The 12,655-nt window shown below is 72.9% G+C and carries 13 protein-coding genes; 5 read left to right on the top strand and 8 right to left on the bottom strand.

Annotated features, from left to right (window positions below; translation table 11 throughout):
- Positions 1-79 precede the first annotated feature (79 nt).
- The 3 genes from AC07FV_RS05375 to AC07FV_RS05365 form a co-directional block, all read right to left on the bottom strand.
- Positions 80-1,018: an SCO1860 family LAETG-anchored protein gene (locus AC07FV_RS05375; RefSeq protein WP_479084772.1), complete on the bottom strand. Its 939-nt coding sequence runs from the start codon at positions 1,016-1,018 to the stop codon at positions 80-82.
- 187 nt (positions 1,019-1,205) lie between these two features.
- Entirely contained in the window at positions 1,206-2,297 is a 1,092-nt protein-coding gene (locus AC07FV_RS05370; RefSeq protein WP_479084771.1) for an amidohydrolase family protein, read from the bottom strand.
- A 43-nt stretch (positions 2,298-2,340) separates the two neighbouring features.
- Entirely contained in the window at positions 2,341-2,832 is a 492-nt protein-coding gene (locus tag AC07FV_RS05365) for a hypothetical protein (RefSeq protein ID WP_479084769.1), read from the bottom strand.
- 168 nt (positions 2,833-3,000) lie between these two features.
- On the opposite strand from AC07FV_RS05365, the gene AC07FV_RS05360 reads away from it, so the two are divergent.
- The 5 genes from AC07FV_RS05360 to thpD all read left to right on the top strand — a co-directional run bounded on the left by AC07FV_RS05360 (position 3,001) and on the right by thpD (position 7,758).
- On the top strand, positions 3,001-4,131 hold the full coding sequence (locus AC07FV_RS05360) for a pyridoxal-phosphate-dependent aminotransferase family protein (protein ID WP_479084768.1): 1,131 nt from the start codon (positions 3,001-3,003) through the stop codon (positions 4,129-4,131).
- A 327-nt stretch (positions 4,132-4,458) separates the two neighbouring features.
- On the top strand, positions 4,459-4,977 hold the full coding sequence (ectA, locus tag AC07FV_RS05355; RefSeq protein ID WP_479084766.1) for a diaminobutyrate acetyltransferase: 519 nt from the start codon (positions 4,459-4,461) through the stop codon (positions 4,975-4,977).
- A 118-nt stretch (positions 4,978-5,095) separates the two neighbouring features.
- Complete coding sequence (gene ectB, locus AC07FV_RS05350; RefSeq protein WP_479084764.1) at positions 5,096-6,367, top strand: diaminobutyrate--2-oxoglutarate transaminase; 1,272 nt, start codon at positions 5,096-5,098, stop codon at positions 6,365-6,367.
- Positions 6,368-6,453: 86 nt separating this feature from the next.
- Positions 6,454-6,852 (top strand): ectoine synthase, encoded by a 399-nt coding sequence (locus AC07FV_RS05345; protein ID WP_356607732.1) that lies wholly within the window; start codon positions 6,454-6,456, stop codon positions 6,850-6,852.
- A gap of 6 nt (positions 6,853-6,858) precedes the next feature.
- Positions 6,859-7,758 (top strand): ectoine hydroxylase, encoded by a 900-nt coding sequence (thpD, locus tag AC07FV_RS05340; RefSeq protein ID WP_479084763.1) that lies wholly within the window; start codon positions 6,859-6,861, stop codon positions 7,756-7,758.
- Between the two features lie 119 nt (positions 7,759-7,877).
- On the opposite strand, the gene AC07FV_RS05335 is transcribed toward thpD, so the two are convergent.
- From AC07FV_RS05335 to AC07FV_RS05315, 5 genes are all read right to left on the bottom strand, one after another.
- Positions 7,878-8,984, bottom strand: a complete 1,107-nt coding sequence (locus tag AC07FV_RS05335; protein ID WP_479084761.1) for an aminotransferase class V-fold PLP-dependent enzyme — start codon at positions 8,982-8,984, stop codon at positions 7,878-7,880.
- Between the two features lie 61 nt (positions 8,985-9,045).
- Complete coding sequence (locus AC07FV_RS05330; RefSeq protein ID WP_479084759.1) at positions 9,046-9,759, bottom strand: DsbA family oxidoreductase; 714 nt, start codon at positions 9,757-9,759, stop codon at positions 9,046-9,048.
- 75 nt (positions 9,760-9,834) lie between these two features.
- Positions 9,835-10,374: a GNAT family N-acetyltransferase gene (locus AC07FV_RS05325; RefSeq protein ID WP_479084758.1), complete on the bottom strand. Its 540-nt coding sequence runs from the start codon at positions 10,372-10,374 to the stop codon at positions 9,835-9,837.
- 37 nt (positions 10,375-10,411) lie between these two features.
- Positions 10,412-11,020, bottom strand: coding sequence for a DUF1349 domain-containing protein (locus AC07FV_RS05320; RefSeq protein WP_479084757.1), 609 nt, complete (start codon positions 11,018-11,020; stop codon positions 10,412-10,414).
- Positions 11,021-11,110: 90 nt separating this feature from the next.
- Positions 11,111-12,640 (bottom strand): aldehyde dehydrogenase (NADP(+)), encoded by a 1,530-nt coding sequence (locus AC07FV_RS05315; RefSeq protein WP_479084755.1) that lies wholly within the window; start codon positions 12,638-12,640, stop codon positions 11,111-11,113.
- Between the last annotated feature and the right edge of the window lie 15 nt (positions 12,641-12,655).

The following is a 12,655-nucleotide window of genomic DNA, read 5'->3' as shown; positions in this document are numbered from 1 at the left end:
GGACGGTCCGGCGTGCTCCCCGGACCACCCGGCGGGCGGGCTCGCCCTCACCCCCGCCCGCGGTCACCCGCCCGGACGGTCACCCGCGCCGGCGCCGGGCCAGCAGCAGGGAGCCGCCGCCCGCCAGGACCAGGGCCGCGGCCCCGGCGGCGAGGTACGGGGTCGCCGAACTGCCGCCCGTCTCGGCGAGGTCGGCCTCGGCGCGGGCGCCCTGGGGCCGGACCTCAGCGGCCGGTTCGGCCTCCTGCTCGGCGGGGGGTTCGTCGGTCTTCGCCGGGGGCCGCTCGGCTTCCGGGGCCGCCGGGGACTCACAGGCCGCCTCCGCCAGGGTCAGGGTGCCGTCGACCTCCGCGACGTTCAGGTCGAGGGGGTCGACGGACACCTTGAGTTCGAGCGCGGTGGCGGCGGCCGTGCGGGAGGTGGTCTCCGTCCGGGACAGGTCGAGCCGCACCGCGCCGACACCGGGCACCTTCACCTCCGTCGTCCCGCCGGTGGTCAGGGTGACCTTCTTGCCGAGGACCGTCACCGGGCCCAGCAGGTTCGCGTCGGCGACCGGCTTCTTCCCGGCCTCGCACGTCGCGGTGGAGGTGACCTGCTCGACCTCGACCACCGACAGCAGCGGCAGGCCCGGGACGTGCAGCCGCGCGCGGGCGAGGTTCGCGCGGCCCTCGCTCTTCGCCGCGGTCGCCGTCGCCGCCGACTCGGCCACGTCGGCGCGCAGGACGCTGAAGGTCTTGCCGCCGTCGACGCCGTCCAGCCGCGCGGTCAGCGCGGTCTGCCGGGCCGTCTCGGGCGCGTGCACCTCGTTGAGGGTGACCGCGAGCGGGACGTTCACGGTCTTGTTGAGCAGGGACACGTCCAGCGCGGTACGCAGGACGGTGGCGCTCGCGCGGCCGTGGTCGCCGGTCGCCTGTGCGGTGCCCGCGCCGGCCAGGGCCGCGGGACCGGCGGCCAGGACCGTGGCCGCCGCGACGGTGGCGAGACGGCGTGCGGGCATGCGGAAGGTGTTGCCGTTCAAGGTGGTGGGACCCCCAGTGAGACATGCGTGCGGGACACGCATGAGCGACATGCTCGGGACCCGCACAGAATGTCCTCGCGCCCGCCCGGTCGTCAGCGATCCCAGGGCACTTCACCCCTTCGTGGGGTTTCCGCCCGCGCTTTCGAATCCTCCGGCACGGGTGTTCCCACGGCGTCACCCCGGACGGCTAACCGACCACCCGTCCGTTGAGCACCACCCGGCGCGGAGCGGCGAGCACGCGCACGTCCGCGCGCGGGTCCTCGTCGAACACCACCAGGTCGGCCGGCGCGCCCTCCTCCAGGCCCGGACGTCCGAGCCAGCGCCGGGCGGCCCAGGTCGTCGCGGCGAGGGCCTCCACGGGCGGGATGCCGGCCGTCACCAGCTCGGCGACCTCCGCCGCGGCCAGGCCGTGGGCCAGGGCCCCTCCCGCGTCGGTGCCGACGAAGACGGGGACACCGGCGTCGTAGGCGCTCCGCACGGTGTCGTAGCGGCGCTCGTGCAGCCGGCGCATGTGGGAGGACCAGCGGGGGAACCGGGACTCGCCGCCGTCCGCGAGCGCGGGGAAGGTGGCGATGTTGACCAGGGTCGGCACGATGGCGACGCCCCGCTCGGCGAAGAGGGGGATCGTGTCGTCGGTCAGCCCGGTGGCGTGCTCGACGCAGTCGATGCCGGCCTCGACGAGGTCGCGCAGCGAGTCCTCGGCGAAGCAGTGGGCGGTGACGCGGGCGCCGAGGCGGTGGGCCTCCGCGATCGCCGCCTCCACGGCGCCGCGCGGCCAGCAGGCGGACAGGTCGCCGAGGTCGCGGTCGATCCAGTCGCCGACCAGCTTCACCCAGCCGTCGCCGCGCCGGGCCTCCTGCGCGACGTACGCGACCAGGTCCTCGGGCTCGACCTCCCAGGCGTAGTTGCGGATGTAGCGCCGGGTGCGGGCGATGTGCCGGCCGGCCCGGATGATCTTCGGGAGGTCCTCGCGGTCGTCGATCCAGCGGGTGTCGGAGGGCGAACCCGCGTCGCGGATGAGGAGGGTGCCGGCCTCCCGGTCGGTCAGCGCCTGCTTCTCCGCGACGTCCTCGGGGACGGCGCCGTGCCGGTCGAGGCCGACGTGGCAGTGGGCGTCGACCAGGCCGGGCAGGGCCCAGCCCGTGACGGTGCGGACGTCGGCCGCGCCCGCGGGGCGGTCGTAGGTGATCCGGCCGTCGGCCACCCACACCTCGTCGCGGACCTCCTCCGGTCCGACGAGCACCCGACCCTTCACGTGCAGCACCGTGCGATCGCTCATGTCCCGCACCCTAGACCGGTGCGGCCGGGTGTCCGAAGGCCGGTCACCGGGCGGCCGCGCGGGCCTGGCGGCCGGCCGCGCGCCGGGCGGCGACCGAGCCCGCCACGGCGGTCAGGGCGAGCACGGCGACCCCCGGGTTGGCGTAGCCGGGGAGTTCGGCGGAGTCGTAGCCGCCGCCGTCCGCGGTCTCGCAGCGGAAGCCCAGGGGCAGCAGGGAGGCGTCGTAGTCGATCACCCGTGCGGACAGCTCCTGGGACACACCGGTGCGGCAGGGCCGCATCGGCGAGGAGTCCGTGCCCCCGTCCTCCGCCTCCATCACCGCGAAGCCCACGCACAGCGCGCCCCAGGCGTACAGCAGGACGGCACCCGCGCCGGCGATCCCGGCGAGGGCACGCCAGGGCGCGCCCGCCCTGGGCGTCCCGGGGGCCGCGGGACGGGGCGCGGGGTAGGGGCGGCGTCCGAGCGTGTCGGCGTTCCGGCCGAGGAGGACGGCCGTCACCACGGCGATGGCAAGGAGCAGCAACAGAACGGACACGAGGCCGAGTTCATCAGGACGGCGATCGGTTCGGCTGTGGCGGAAGCCACAATTCCGGGCGTGAGGGTGTCGCAACGGAAACCCTCCGCGCGAGTGGCGGCGGGGCCCATGGTTACTCTCGACTCCGTACGCGCCGTACACCTGCCCGTTACTGAAGAGAGCACCGCCGTGACCCACCCCTTCCTGGACCTCGCCCCGCTGAGCGCCGGCCGTTTCGCCGCGATCGAGGACCGGGTGGCGCGCCTGCTCGGCACCGGACAGGACGTCGTGATCATGCAGGGCGAGGCGCTGCTGCCGCTGGAGGGCGCGATCCGCGCCGCCGCCGGACCGGGCACCGTCGCGCTGAACATCGTCACGGGGCCGTACGGGCAGACCTTCGGGAACTGGCTGCGGGACTGCGGCGCGACCGTGCACGACCTCGCCGTGCCGTTCCACACGGCCGTCACCGCCGAGCAGGTCCGCCGGGCCTTCGCCGAGCACCCGCAGATCGACTTCGTGTCCCTGGTGCACGCGGAGGCGGCGACCGGGAACACCAACCCGGTCGCGGAGATCGGCGAGGCGGTGCGGGAGCAGGGCGCGCTGTTCTACCTGGACGCCGTGGCCTCGGTGGGCGCCGAGCCGGTGCTGCCGGACACGTGGGGCGTGGACCTGTGCGTGATCGGCGCGCAGAAGGCGATGGGCGGTCCGGCCGGCGTGTCGGCGGTGTCGGTGAGCGAGCGGGCCTGGGCGCGGATGGCGGCGAACCCGCACGCCCCGCGCCGGTCGTACCTCTCCCTGCTGGACTGGAAGGAGCGCTGGATCGACGGCGGGCGCAAGGCGCTGCTGCACGCTCCGGCGCAGCTGGAGATGCTCGCGCTGGAGGCGTGCGTGGAGCGCATCGAGACGGAGGGCCCGGAGACGGTGAGGGCGCGGCACGCCTCGGCCGCGGCGGCCACCCGGGCCGGTGCGCTCGCGCTGGGCGGCGGTCTGGAGCCGTACGTGCGCGAGGCGCGGGACGCGGCGCCGGTCGCGACGACGCTGCGGGTGCCGGCGGGCACCGACGCGTCGGAGCTGGTGGCCCGGGCCCTGGCCTCCGACCCCACGCTGCCGCTGGCCGCGGGCGGGGGCGCGCTGGCGCGGGAGATGGTCCGGGTCAACCACTACGGCCCGGACGCGACGCCCAGGGCCGTGCAGAGCTGCCTGGCGGCACTGGGTGCCGCGCTGGCCGAGGGCGGGGTCGGGACGGACCTGGGGGCGGCCCGGCACGCCGCCGAGTCCGCCTGGGAGGCGCAGAGCGGCACAGGCCTTTTCGGGGCGTGAATTCTTGGGATTTGCCGAAGCCATCAAAAGCGAATTCGGCAATTCTTGGGAGTACAGCCATCCGTGTTCTTCTGCCCGCTTTCCCTGAGCCTAAACTCTAAGATTTCGATAAGTTCGAGACCGGCATTTCGGACACGCGTCGCACAGGTTACATGATTGTGACCCGTTACACATGCTGACCGATTCGCGCCGTTCCTCCAGGTCAAATCATCCCAAAGTGTCGTCGTTTCGCGCCGGGGCACGCGCCCGCGTGATATCACACGACACGTTCACACGTAACCCCGTCCGGCGATGCAATTTCGATTTTCGCTGGGTAATTTCATTTGCATGACTGCCGCGCAAGCAGACCTGCAAATCGATCGTCCGAGAGTGGCCGACGGCGCCGCCCTGTGGCGGATAGCCAAGGACTCGAAGGTCCTCGACGTGAACTCGTCCTACAGCTATCTGCTCTGGTGCCGTGACTTCGCGGCGACCTCGGCCGTCGCCCGCGACGGGCACGGCGTGCCGGTCGGCTTCGTGACCGGGTACGTGCGGCCCGACCAGCCGGACACGCTGCTCGTGTGGCAGGTGGCGGTGGACGAGGCGTACCGTGGTCGAAAGCTGGCGGCTTCGATGCTCGACGGGCTTGCCGCCCGGACCCTCGCGGAGCGCGGGACGACGACCGTGGAGACCACCATCTCCCCCGACAACACCGCTTCCCAGCGGCTGTTCACCTCGTTCGCCGAGCGCCACGGCGCCCCTCTGGAGCGCGAAGTCCTCTTCGGCACGGACGAGTTCCCCGACGGGCCGCACGAGCCCGAGGTCCTGTACCGCATAGGCCCCCTCGGCGGCCCGGCCCGCGGCTGACCGCCCGGCGGGCGCCCTCGCCGCCCGTCCCCCAGACTTCCCGGCCCGGACCGCACCGGTCCCACCGGATCCGTACGACCTTCCTCTCCCACCCTCACCCCACGAGGAGCGATTCGTCGTGACCATCACCCAGCCCGACCTCAGTGTCTTCGAGACCGTCGAATCCGAGGTGCGCAGCTACTGCCGCGGCTGGCCCACCATCTTCGACCGTGCGGTCGGCAGCCGCATGTACGACGAGGACGGCCACGAGTACCTGGACTTCTTCGCCGGAGCGGGCTCGCTCAACTACGGGCACAACAACGCCGTACTGAAACGCGCGCTCATCGACTACCTGGAGCGGGACGGCGTCACGCACGGTCTCGACATGTCGACGACGGCCAAGCGCCGCTTCCTGGAGACGTTCCAGAACACGATCCTGCGCCCGCGCGACCTGCCGTACAAGGTCATGTTCCCGGGCCCGACGGGCACCAACGCCGTGGAGGCCGCGCTGAAGCTCGCGCGCAAGGTGAAGGGGCGCGAGTCGATCGTGTCGTTCACCAACGCCTTCCACGGCATGTCGCTCGGCTCGCTCGCCGTGACCGGCAACGCCTTCAAGCGGGCCGGCGCCGGCATCCCGCTGGTGCACGGCACGCCGATGCCGTTCGACAACTACTTCGACGGCACCGTCGAGGACTTCCTGTGGTTCGAGCGGCTCCTGGAGGACCAGGGCTCCGGGCTCAACAAGCCGGCCGCCGTGATCGTGGAGACCGTGCAGGGCGAGGGCGGCATCAACGTCGCCCGGGCCGAGTGGCTGCGCGCCCTGTCCGAGCTGTGCGAGCGCCAGGACATGCTGCTCATCGTGGACGACATCCAGATGGGCTGCGGCCGTACCGGTGCCTTCTTCTCCTTCGAGGAGGCGGGCATCACGCCGGACATCGTCACCGTCTCCAAGTCGATCAGCGGCTACGGCCTGCCCATGTCGCTCTGCCTGTTCAAGCCGGAACTGGACGTCTGGGAGCCGGGCGAGCACAACGGCACCTTCCGCGGCAACAACCCGGCCTTCGTGACGGCGACCGCCACCCTGGAGGCGTACTGGGCCGACGGGTCGGCGATGGAGAAGCAGACCCGCACCCGTGGTGAACAGGTCGAGCAGCACATGATCGCCATCACCGAGGAGAACCTCGCCGACGTCAAGGAGTACCGCGGCCGCGGCCTGGTCTGGGGCCTGGAGTTCCACGACAAGGACCGCGCGGGGAAGGTCGCCAAGCGCGCCTTCGAGCTGGGGCTGCTCATCGAGACGTCCGGCCCCGAGAGCGAGGTCGTCAAACTGCTGCCGGCGCTCACCATCACGCCCGACGAGCTGGACGAGGGCATGAAGACCCTCGCCCGCGCGGTGCGCGAGACCGCCTGACGCCACCACCTTCCGGCGCCTTCGACCGCGCGGCCGAAGGCGCCGGGGACCCTGCACACCCTTCACCTAGGAGGCATCGCAACACCGTGATCGTCCGTTCGTTCAAGGAGATCGAAGGCACCGACCGGCACGTGAAGTCGGCGTCCGGCACCTGGGAGAGCAAGCGCATCGTCCTCGCCAAGGAGAAGGTCGGCTTCTCCGTGCACGAGACGATTCTGTACGCGGGTACGGAGACGTCGATGTGGTACGCGAACCACATCGAGGCCGTCGTCTGCACCCAGGGCGACGCCGAGCTGACCGACCGCGAGACGGGGAAGACGTACCACATCACCCCGGGCACGATGTACCTCCTCGACGGCCACGAGCGGCACACGCTCAAGGTCAAGGAGGACTTCCACTGCATCTGTGTCTTCAACCCGCCCGTGACCGGACGGGAGGACCACGACGAGAACGGCGTCTACCCGCTGCTCACCGAGGAGGTGTGAGTCATCGTGACCATCACGACCACGAACATCACCGATCTCTACCCCACCCGCGGCGCCACCGAGGTGGCCACCCCGCGCAAGGACCCGGTCGTCTGGGGCTCCCCGGACACGCCCGGTCCCGTCTCGGCCGGTGAGCTACGGTCACTGGACCGCGACGGCTTCCTCGCCGTCGACCAGCTCATCGGGCCGGACGAGGTCGCCAGGTACGCGCGGGAGCTGGAGCGGCTCACCTCCGACCCGGCCATCCGCGCGGACGAGCGCTCCATCGTGGAGCCGCAGTCCAAGGAGATCCGGTCCGTCTTCGAGGTGCACAAGATCAGCGAGGTCTTCGCCGAGCTGGTGCGCGACGAGCGCGTGGTCGGGCGGGCCCGGCAGATCCTCGGTTCGGACGTCTACGTCCACCAGTCCCGGATCAACGTCAAGCCGGGCTTCGGGGCCAGCGGTTTCTACTGGCACTCGGACTTCGAGACCTGGCACGCCGAGGACGGCCTGCCCAACATGCGGACGATCTCGGTCTCGATCGCACTCACCGAGAACTACGACACCAACGGCGGTCTCATGATCATGCCGGGGTCGCACAAGACGTTCCTCGGGTGCGCGGGGGCCACGCCGAAGGACAACTACAAGAAGTCCCTGCAGATGCAGGACGCGGGGACGCCGTCCGACGAGGCGTTGACCGCGATGGCGTCGGAGTACGGCATCAAGCTGTTCACCGGCAAGGCCGGCTCGGCGACCTGGTTCGACTGCAACTGCATGCACGGTTCGGGCGACAACATCACGCCCTTCCCGCGCAGCAACGTGTTCATCGTGTTCAACAGCGTGGAGAACACGGCCGTCGAGCCGTTCGCGGCGCCCATCCGGCGCCCGGACTTCATCGGCGCGCGGGACTTCACCCCGGTGAGGTGACCCGCATCTGATCCCGGGCAGGGGCCTCTTCGTGTGGGACGGGAGGCCCCTGCCCGATGCGTGTCCCGGCCGGCCGTCCCGGTCCCGCCGTCCCGTCCCGCTGTCCCGGTCCCGCCGTCTCAGTCCGCCAGGACGTCGAGCAACCGGTCGACGTCCGCCGGCGTGTTGTACACGTGGAAGGCGGCCCGCAGGTTGCCCGCGCGGTCCGAGACCTGGACCCCCGCCCGGCTCAACTCGCCCTGCCGACCGCCGAGTCCGGGCACGGACACGATCGCGGAACCGGGCGCGGGCACCGGCGTGTGCCCCAGGGAGGCCAGCCCCGCGCGGAACCGGTCCGCGAGGGCCGTGTCGTGGGCGTGCACGGCGTCCACGCCGAGTTCCTCGAGGAGGGCCAGTGAGTGCCGGGCACCCGCGTAGGAGAACAGCGCGGGACTCTCGTCGAAGCGCCGTGCGGAGTGCGCGAGTTCCCCGACGGGGCCGTAGCAGCTGTCCCAGGGGTGCTCCCCGGACGCCCACCCGGCGAACAGCGGCGTCAGCCCGGCGGCCTCGCCCAGGTCCTCGGGTACGACGAGGAAGGCGACGCCGCGCGGGCAGAGCAGCCACTTGAAGGCGACCCCGGTCACGAAGTCGAACTCCCCCGCGGCCCGCGGCAGCCACCCGCAGGCCTGCGAGGCGTCGATCAGGGTCCGCGCCCCGTGCGCCCGGGCGGCGTCCCGCAGCGCCGTGAGGTCGGCGATCCGGCCGTCGGCCGACTGGACGGAGCTGACCGCCACGAGCGCGGTGTCCGGTCCCACCGACTCGGCGATCCGCTCCAGCGGCACACTGCGCACCTTCAGGTCCCCGCGCACGTGGAAGGGGTTGACCAGGGAGCTGAAGTCGCCCTCCGCCGTGAGGACTTCGGCGCCCGCGGGCAGCGAGGCCGCGACGAGCCCGCTGAACGTGGCGACCGACGACCCGACCGCGACCCGCCTCGCGGGCACCCCCACGAGCCGGGCGAAGGCGGACCGGGACGCCTCGACGTCGGCGAACATGTCGAGCGGCTGCCCCTGGGCCGCGGACACCGCCGCGTCCCCCATCGCGGCGAGGGCCCGGGCGGGGAGCAGACCGATGGCGGCGGTGTTCAGATACGTGGTCCTCGGCTCGAACTCGGCACGGACGACGTTCTCGAAGCGGTTCTCCAAGCTCTCCATGGCACTACTGTGCGGCCACGGGACCTCCCCGTCCATCGCGTCTTTCTACGCCGTTCCTCCAAGCAGCGCTTATGGATAGGGTGTCACCTGGGGTTCTTCAGTCCCGGGGGACCGCGCACCCGTCCGGACCGCACGCCTCGGCGTCGCCGTCGCCGATCGGTTCCAGGGGCGTGCGCTCGCCCCACGCCTGCGTCAGCGCCCGGGCGAAGACCTCCGCGGGCTGGGCGCCGGAGACGCCGTACGCCCGGTCGAGCACGAAGAACGGCACCCCGGTGGCCCCGAACCGCGCGGCCTCGCGCTCGTTGGCGCGCACCTCCTCGGCGTAGGCGGCGGGGTCGGCGAGCACCGCGCGGGCGGCGTCCGCGTCCAGTCCCACGGCGACGGCCAGCTCCACCAGCCGCTCGTCGTCGGCGAAGACGGACCGCTCCTCGGCGAAGTTGGCGCGGTAGAACGCGTCCAGCAGCGCCTCCTGGCGCCCGTGCTCCTTGGCCAGGTGCAGCAGCCGGTGCATGTCGAAGGTGCTGCCGTGGTCCCGGTCCCGGGTGCGGTAGTCCAGGCCCTCGGCGGCGGCCTGCGCGCCGAGGTTGTCCTCACCGGCCCGCGCCTGCGCCTCGCTCATGCCGTACTTGGCGGTGAGCATCGCCAGCACCGGCTGGACGTCGTCCTTGGCCCGTCCGGGGTCCAGCTCGAACGACCGGTGCACCACCTCGACCCCGTCGCGGTGCGGGAAGGCCGCGAGCGCCTTCTCGAAGCGGGCCTTGCCCACGTAGCACCACGGGCAGGCGATGTCGCTCCAGATCTCGACGCGCATGTCTCGGCTCTTCTCCAGGTCGTAGGGGTACGGAGGACCTCTCCGCCCGGTACGTGAACGTTCAAGCAGAGGTGGTCATTCCCCGACCGGGTCGAAGCGCGGGCGCGGCTTTCGTCCCCCGTGCACGTCGAAGCGCAGGAACAGGTGGTGGTCGCCGTCCGCCGGGGGCCGGTCCGGGTCCGGGACCCAGCCCAGGCGGCCGTAGAAGGCCCGGGCACGCCGGTTGCCGGCGTGCACGTCGAGGAGGGCCGTCCGCCTGCCGTCGGCGCGCCACTGCTCCACGCAGGCGGTGCGCAGGGCGGTGCCGATGCCGGACCGCCAGTGGGCGGGGTCGACGTGGAACTGGAACAGCTTCACCGTGTCCGCCGGTCCGTCCGCCGGCACCCGGAAGGAGGCGATGCCGACGAGGCCGCCCCCGGCCACGGCGCCCAGCACCTGCCCGTCGGCCCGCAGGGCGGCCCCCCGCCAGGCGGCGACCCAGTCGATGCCGTCGTCGGGGAGCCCTTGCGGGTGGTACGTCGCCCGGGCCCGGGCGTGCAGGGCGGCCGCGGTCCCGGCCTCGGCGGAGAGGACGGTGCGGATCACCGGGCGGGCGGACAGATGTTCGTCGATCATGCCCGGGAGGACGTGGAAGCCGCGCCCTCCGGTTGCCTCAGCTGCCGTCGCGCAGGTCGGCCGGCCACCCCGGGCGCAGTTCCAGACGGTCGTACGTCACCACGCACCCCTCCCCCGTCGGCGCCTGCGCGAGGAAGCCGACCAGGGCCGCGCCCGTCTCCTCCTCGTCCCCCAGCGTGAACAGCCGGACGAACGTCCAGCGCTCGCCGTCGAGGGAGGCGTGGAAGGCGAAGGCCCGCCCGGACCGGCTGACCCGCAGCCACACCGTGTTCCCGTCCACCGTGAAGGAGTTGCAGTCGTCGGAGTGCCCGCGGGTGACCACCGTGCAGACGGTCGGCGTGTCCGGGGAGTACTCCAGGCACAGCTTGGCCCAGGCCCGCTCACCGACGTGGACGTAGAGCACCCCCGCGTCGAAGGCGCCCCGGAAGCCGACGGTGACGCGGGCGATCAGCTGGAAGTCGCCGTCGGGGGCGCCGAGCAGCCGGGGTGCGTCGGAGGCGGGGTCCAGCCCCTCACCGGTCGGCGGCACGAAGCGGTCCTGCCTCGCCCCGGCCCTCCCGGTGAGGACACCGTCCTCGTAGGACCAGGCGCCGTCGGGGCCGTACGGGCGCAGCGGGAAAGGCAGTTCGGGAAGTTCGAGAAGCATGGTGCGATCCTCTCAGGCCCGGGGACGCGCCCCGGGCGCGGGCTGCGACGGCGAGCGGCCGCGCCCGCACGGGGCGCGGCCGCGTGGCGCCTACCGCTCCAGCACGCCGTTGAACCTGCGGGGGAGCCCCAGCGGGTTGTCGTCCCGCAGTTCGGGCGGCAGCAGCGCCTCGGGCGTCCCCTGGTAGGCGACCGGCCGCAGCCACCGCTCGATCGCGGTCCCGCCCACCGACGTGGACGTGGACGTCGTGGCCGGGTACGGGCCCCCGTGGTGCTGGGCCGCCGCCACGGCGACCCCCGTGGGCCAGCCGTTCACCAGCACCCGCCCCGCGAGCGGTGTCACCTCGGCGAGCAGCTCGGCCCCCCGGCCCTCGCCCGCCGCCTCCTCGGCGGAGAGCTGGACGGTCGCCGTGAGGTTGCCCGGCAGCCGGGACAGCACGCCCCGCACCTCGGTCTCGTCCTCGTAGCGCACCACCACGGTGACCGGTCCGAAGCACTCCTCCAGCAGCAGGTCGTGCGCGCCCTCCTCGGTCAGCCGCCCGGCCGGCACGGTCAGGAAGCCGGCGCTGACGGTGTGCTCGCCGCCCGCGCCCGGTGTCACCGGGGAGTCCACGTCGGGCAGCGCGGCGCGCTCGGCGACCCCGGCGACGAAGTTGTCCCGCATGCGGTGGTCGAGCAGCACACCGGCGTCGGTGTCGCTGACGGCGTCGGTGAGCGACTTGACCAGGCCGTCACCGGCGGTGCCGGCCGGTACCAGGACCAGGCCGGGCTTCACGCAGAACTGGCCGACGCCCAGCGTCATCGAGCCGGCCAGCCCCGCGCCGATCGCCTCCGCCCGCTCGGCCGCCGCCGCCTCCGTGACCACGACCGGGTTCAGCGAACCCAGCTCGCCGTGGAAGGGGATCGGGACCGGCCGCGCCGCCGCCGCGTCGAACAGCGCGCGGCCGCCCCGGACGGACCCGGTGAAGCCCGCACCGGCGATCAGCGGGTGCTTGATCAGCTCGATGCCGGCCTCGAAGCCGTGCACCAGGCCGACGACGCCCGCGGGGATGCCGTGCCGGGCCGCGGCCCCGCGCAGCACCCTGGCGACCAGCTCGGACAGGGCCGGGTGGTCCGGGTGGGCCTTGACGACGACCGGGCAGCCCGCAGCGAGCGCGCTCGCGGTGTCGCCGCCGGGGACGGAGAAGGCGAAGGGGAAGTTGGAGGCCGAGTAGACGGCGACGACGCCGAGCGGCACCTTGTAGCGGCGCAGGTCCGGGATGGGCGGGGTGGCGGTGTCGTCGGGGTGGTTGACGACGACACCGAGGAACTCGCCCTCGTCGACGATGTCGGCGAAGGCCCGCAGCTGGTAGCAGGTGCGGGCGAGTTCGCCGGTGAGCCGGACCGGGCCGAGGGCGGTCTCGGCGTCGGCCACCTCGACGAGGGTGCTCTCGGCCGCCTTCAGCTCGTCGGCGGCGGTGCGCAGGAAGGCCGCGCGGACGGTGCGGTCGGCGAGGGCCGCGCGCGCCTCGTGGGCGGCGCGGACGGTGGAGTCCACCTCCTGGGCCGTGGCCTCCACCGCGACCTGTTCACGCTGCTTCCCGGTACGGGGGTCGACACTCCAGACTGGTGCTGCTGCCACCGAGGGTCCCTCCAC

The sequence above is a fragment of the Streptomyces sp. NPDC045956 genome (assembly GCF_056430705.1).
This window is presented reverse-complemented; position numbering and strand designations above follow the sequence as displayed.

Excerpts from the sequence above, each read along its gene's own strand:
- AC07FV_RS05370 (WP_479084771.1), bottom strand. The coding sequence starts at position 2,297 with ATGAGCGATCGCACGGTGCTGCACGTGAAGGGTCGGGTGCTCGTCGGA.
- ectA (WP_479084766.1), top strand. The coding sequence starts at position 4,459 with ATGACTGCCGCGCAAGCAGACCTGCAAATCGATCGTCCGAGAGTGGCC.
- AC07FV_RS05335 (WP_479084761.1), bottom strand. The coding sequence starts at position 8,984 with ATGGACGGGGAGGTCCCGTGGCCGCACAGTAGTGCCATGGAGAGCTTG.
- AC07FV_RS05330 (WP_479084759.1), bottom strand. The coding sequence starts at position 9,759 with ATGCGCGTCGAGATCTGGAGCGACATCGCCTGCCCGTGGTGCTACGTG.
- AC07FV_RS05325 (WP_479084758.1), bottom strand. The coding sequence starts at position 10,374 with ATGATCGACGAACATCTGTCCGCCCGCCCGGTGATCCGCACCGTCCTC.
- AC07FV_RS05320 (WP_479084757.1), bottom strand. The coding sequence starts at position 11,020 with ATGCTTCTCGAACTTCCCGAACTGCCTTTCCCGCTGCGCCCGTACGGC.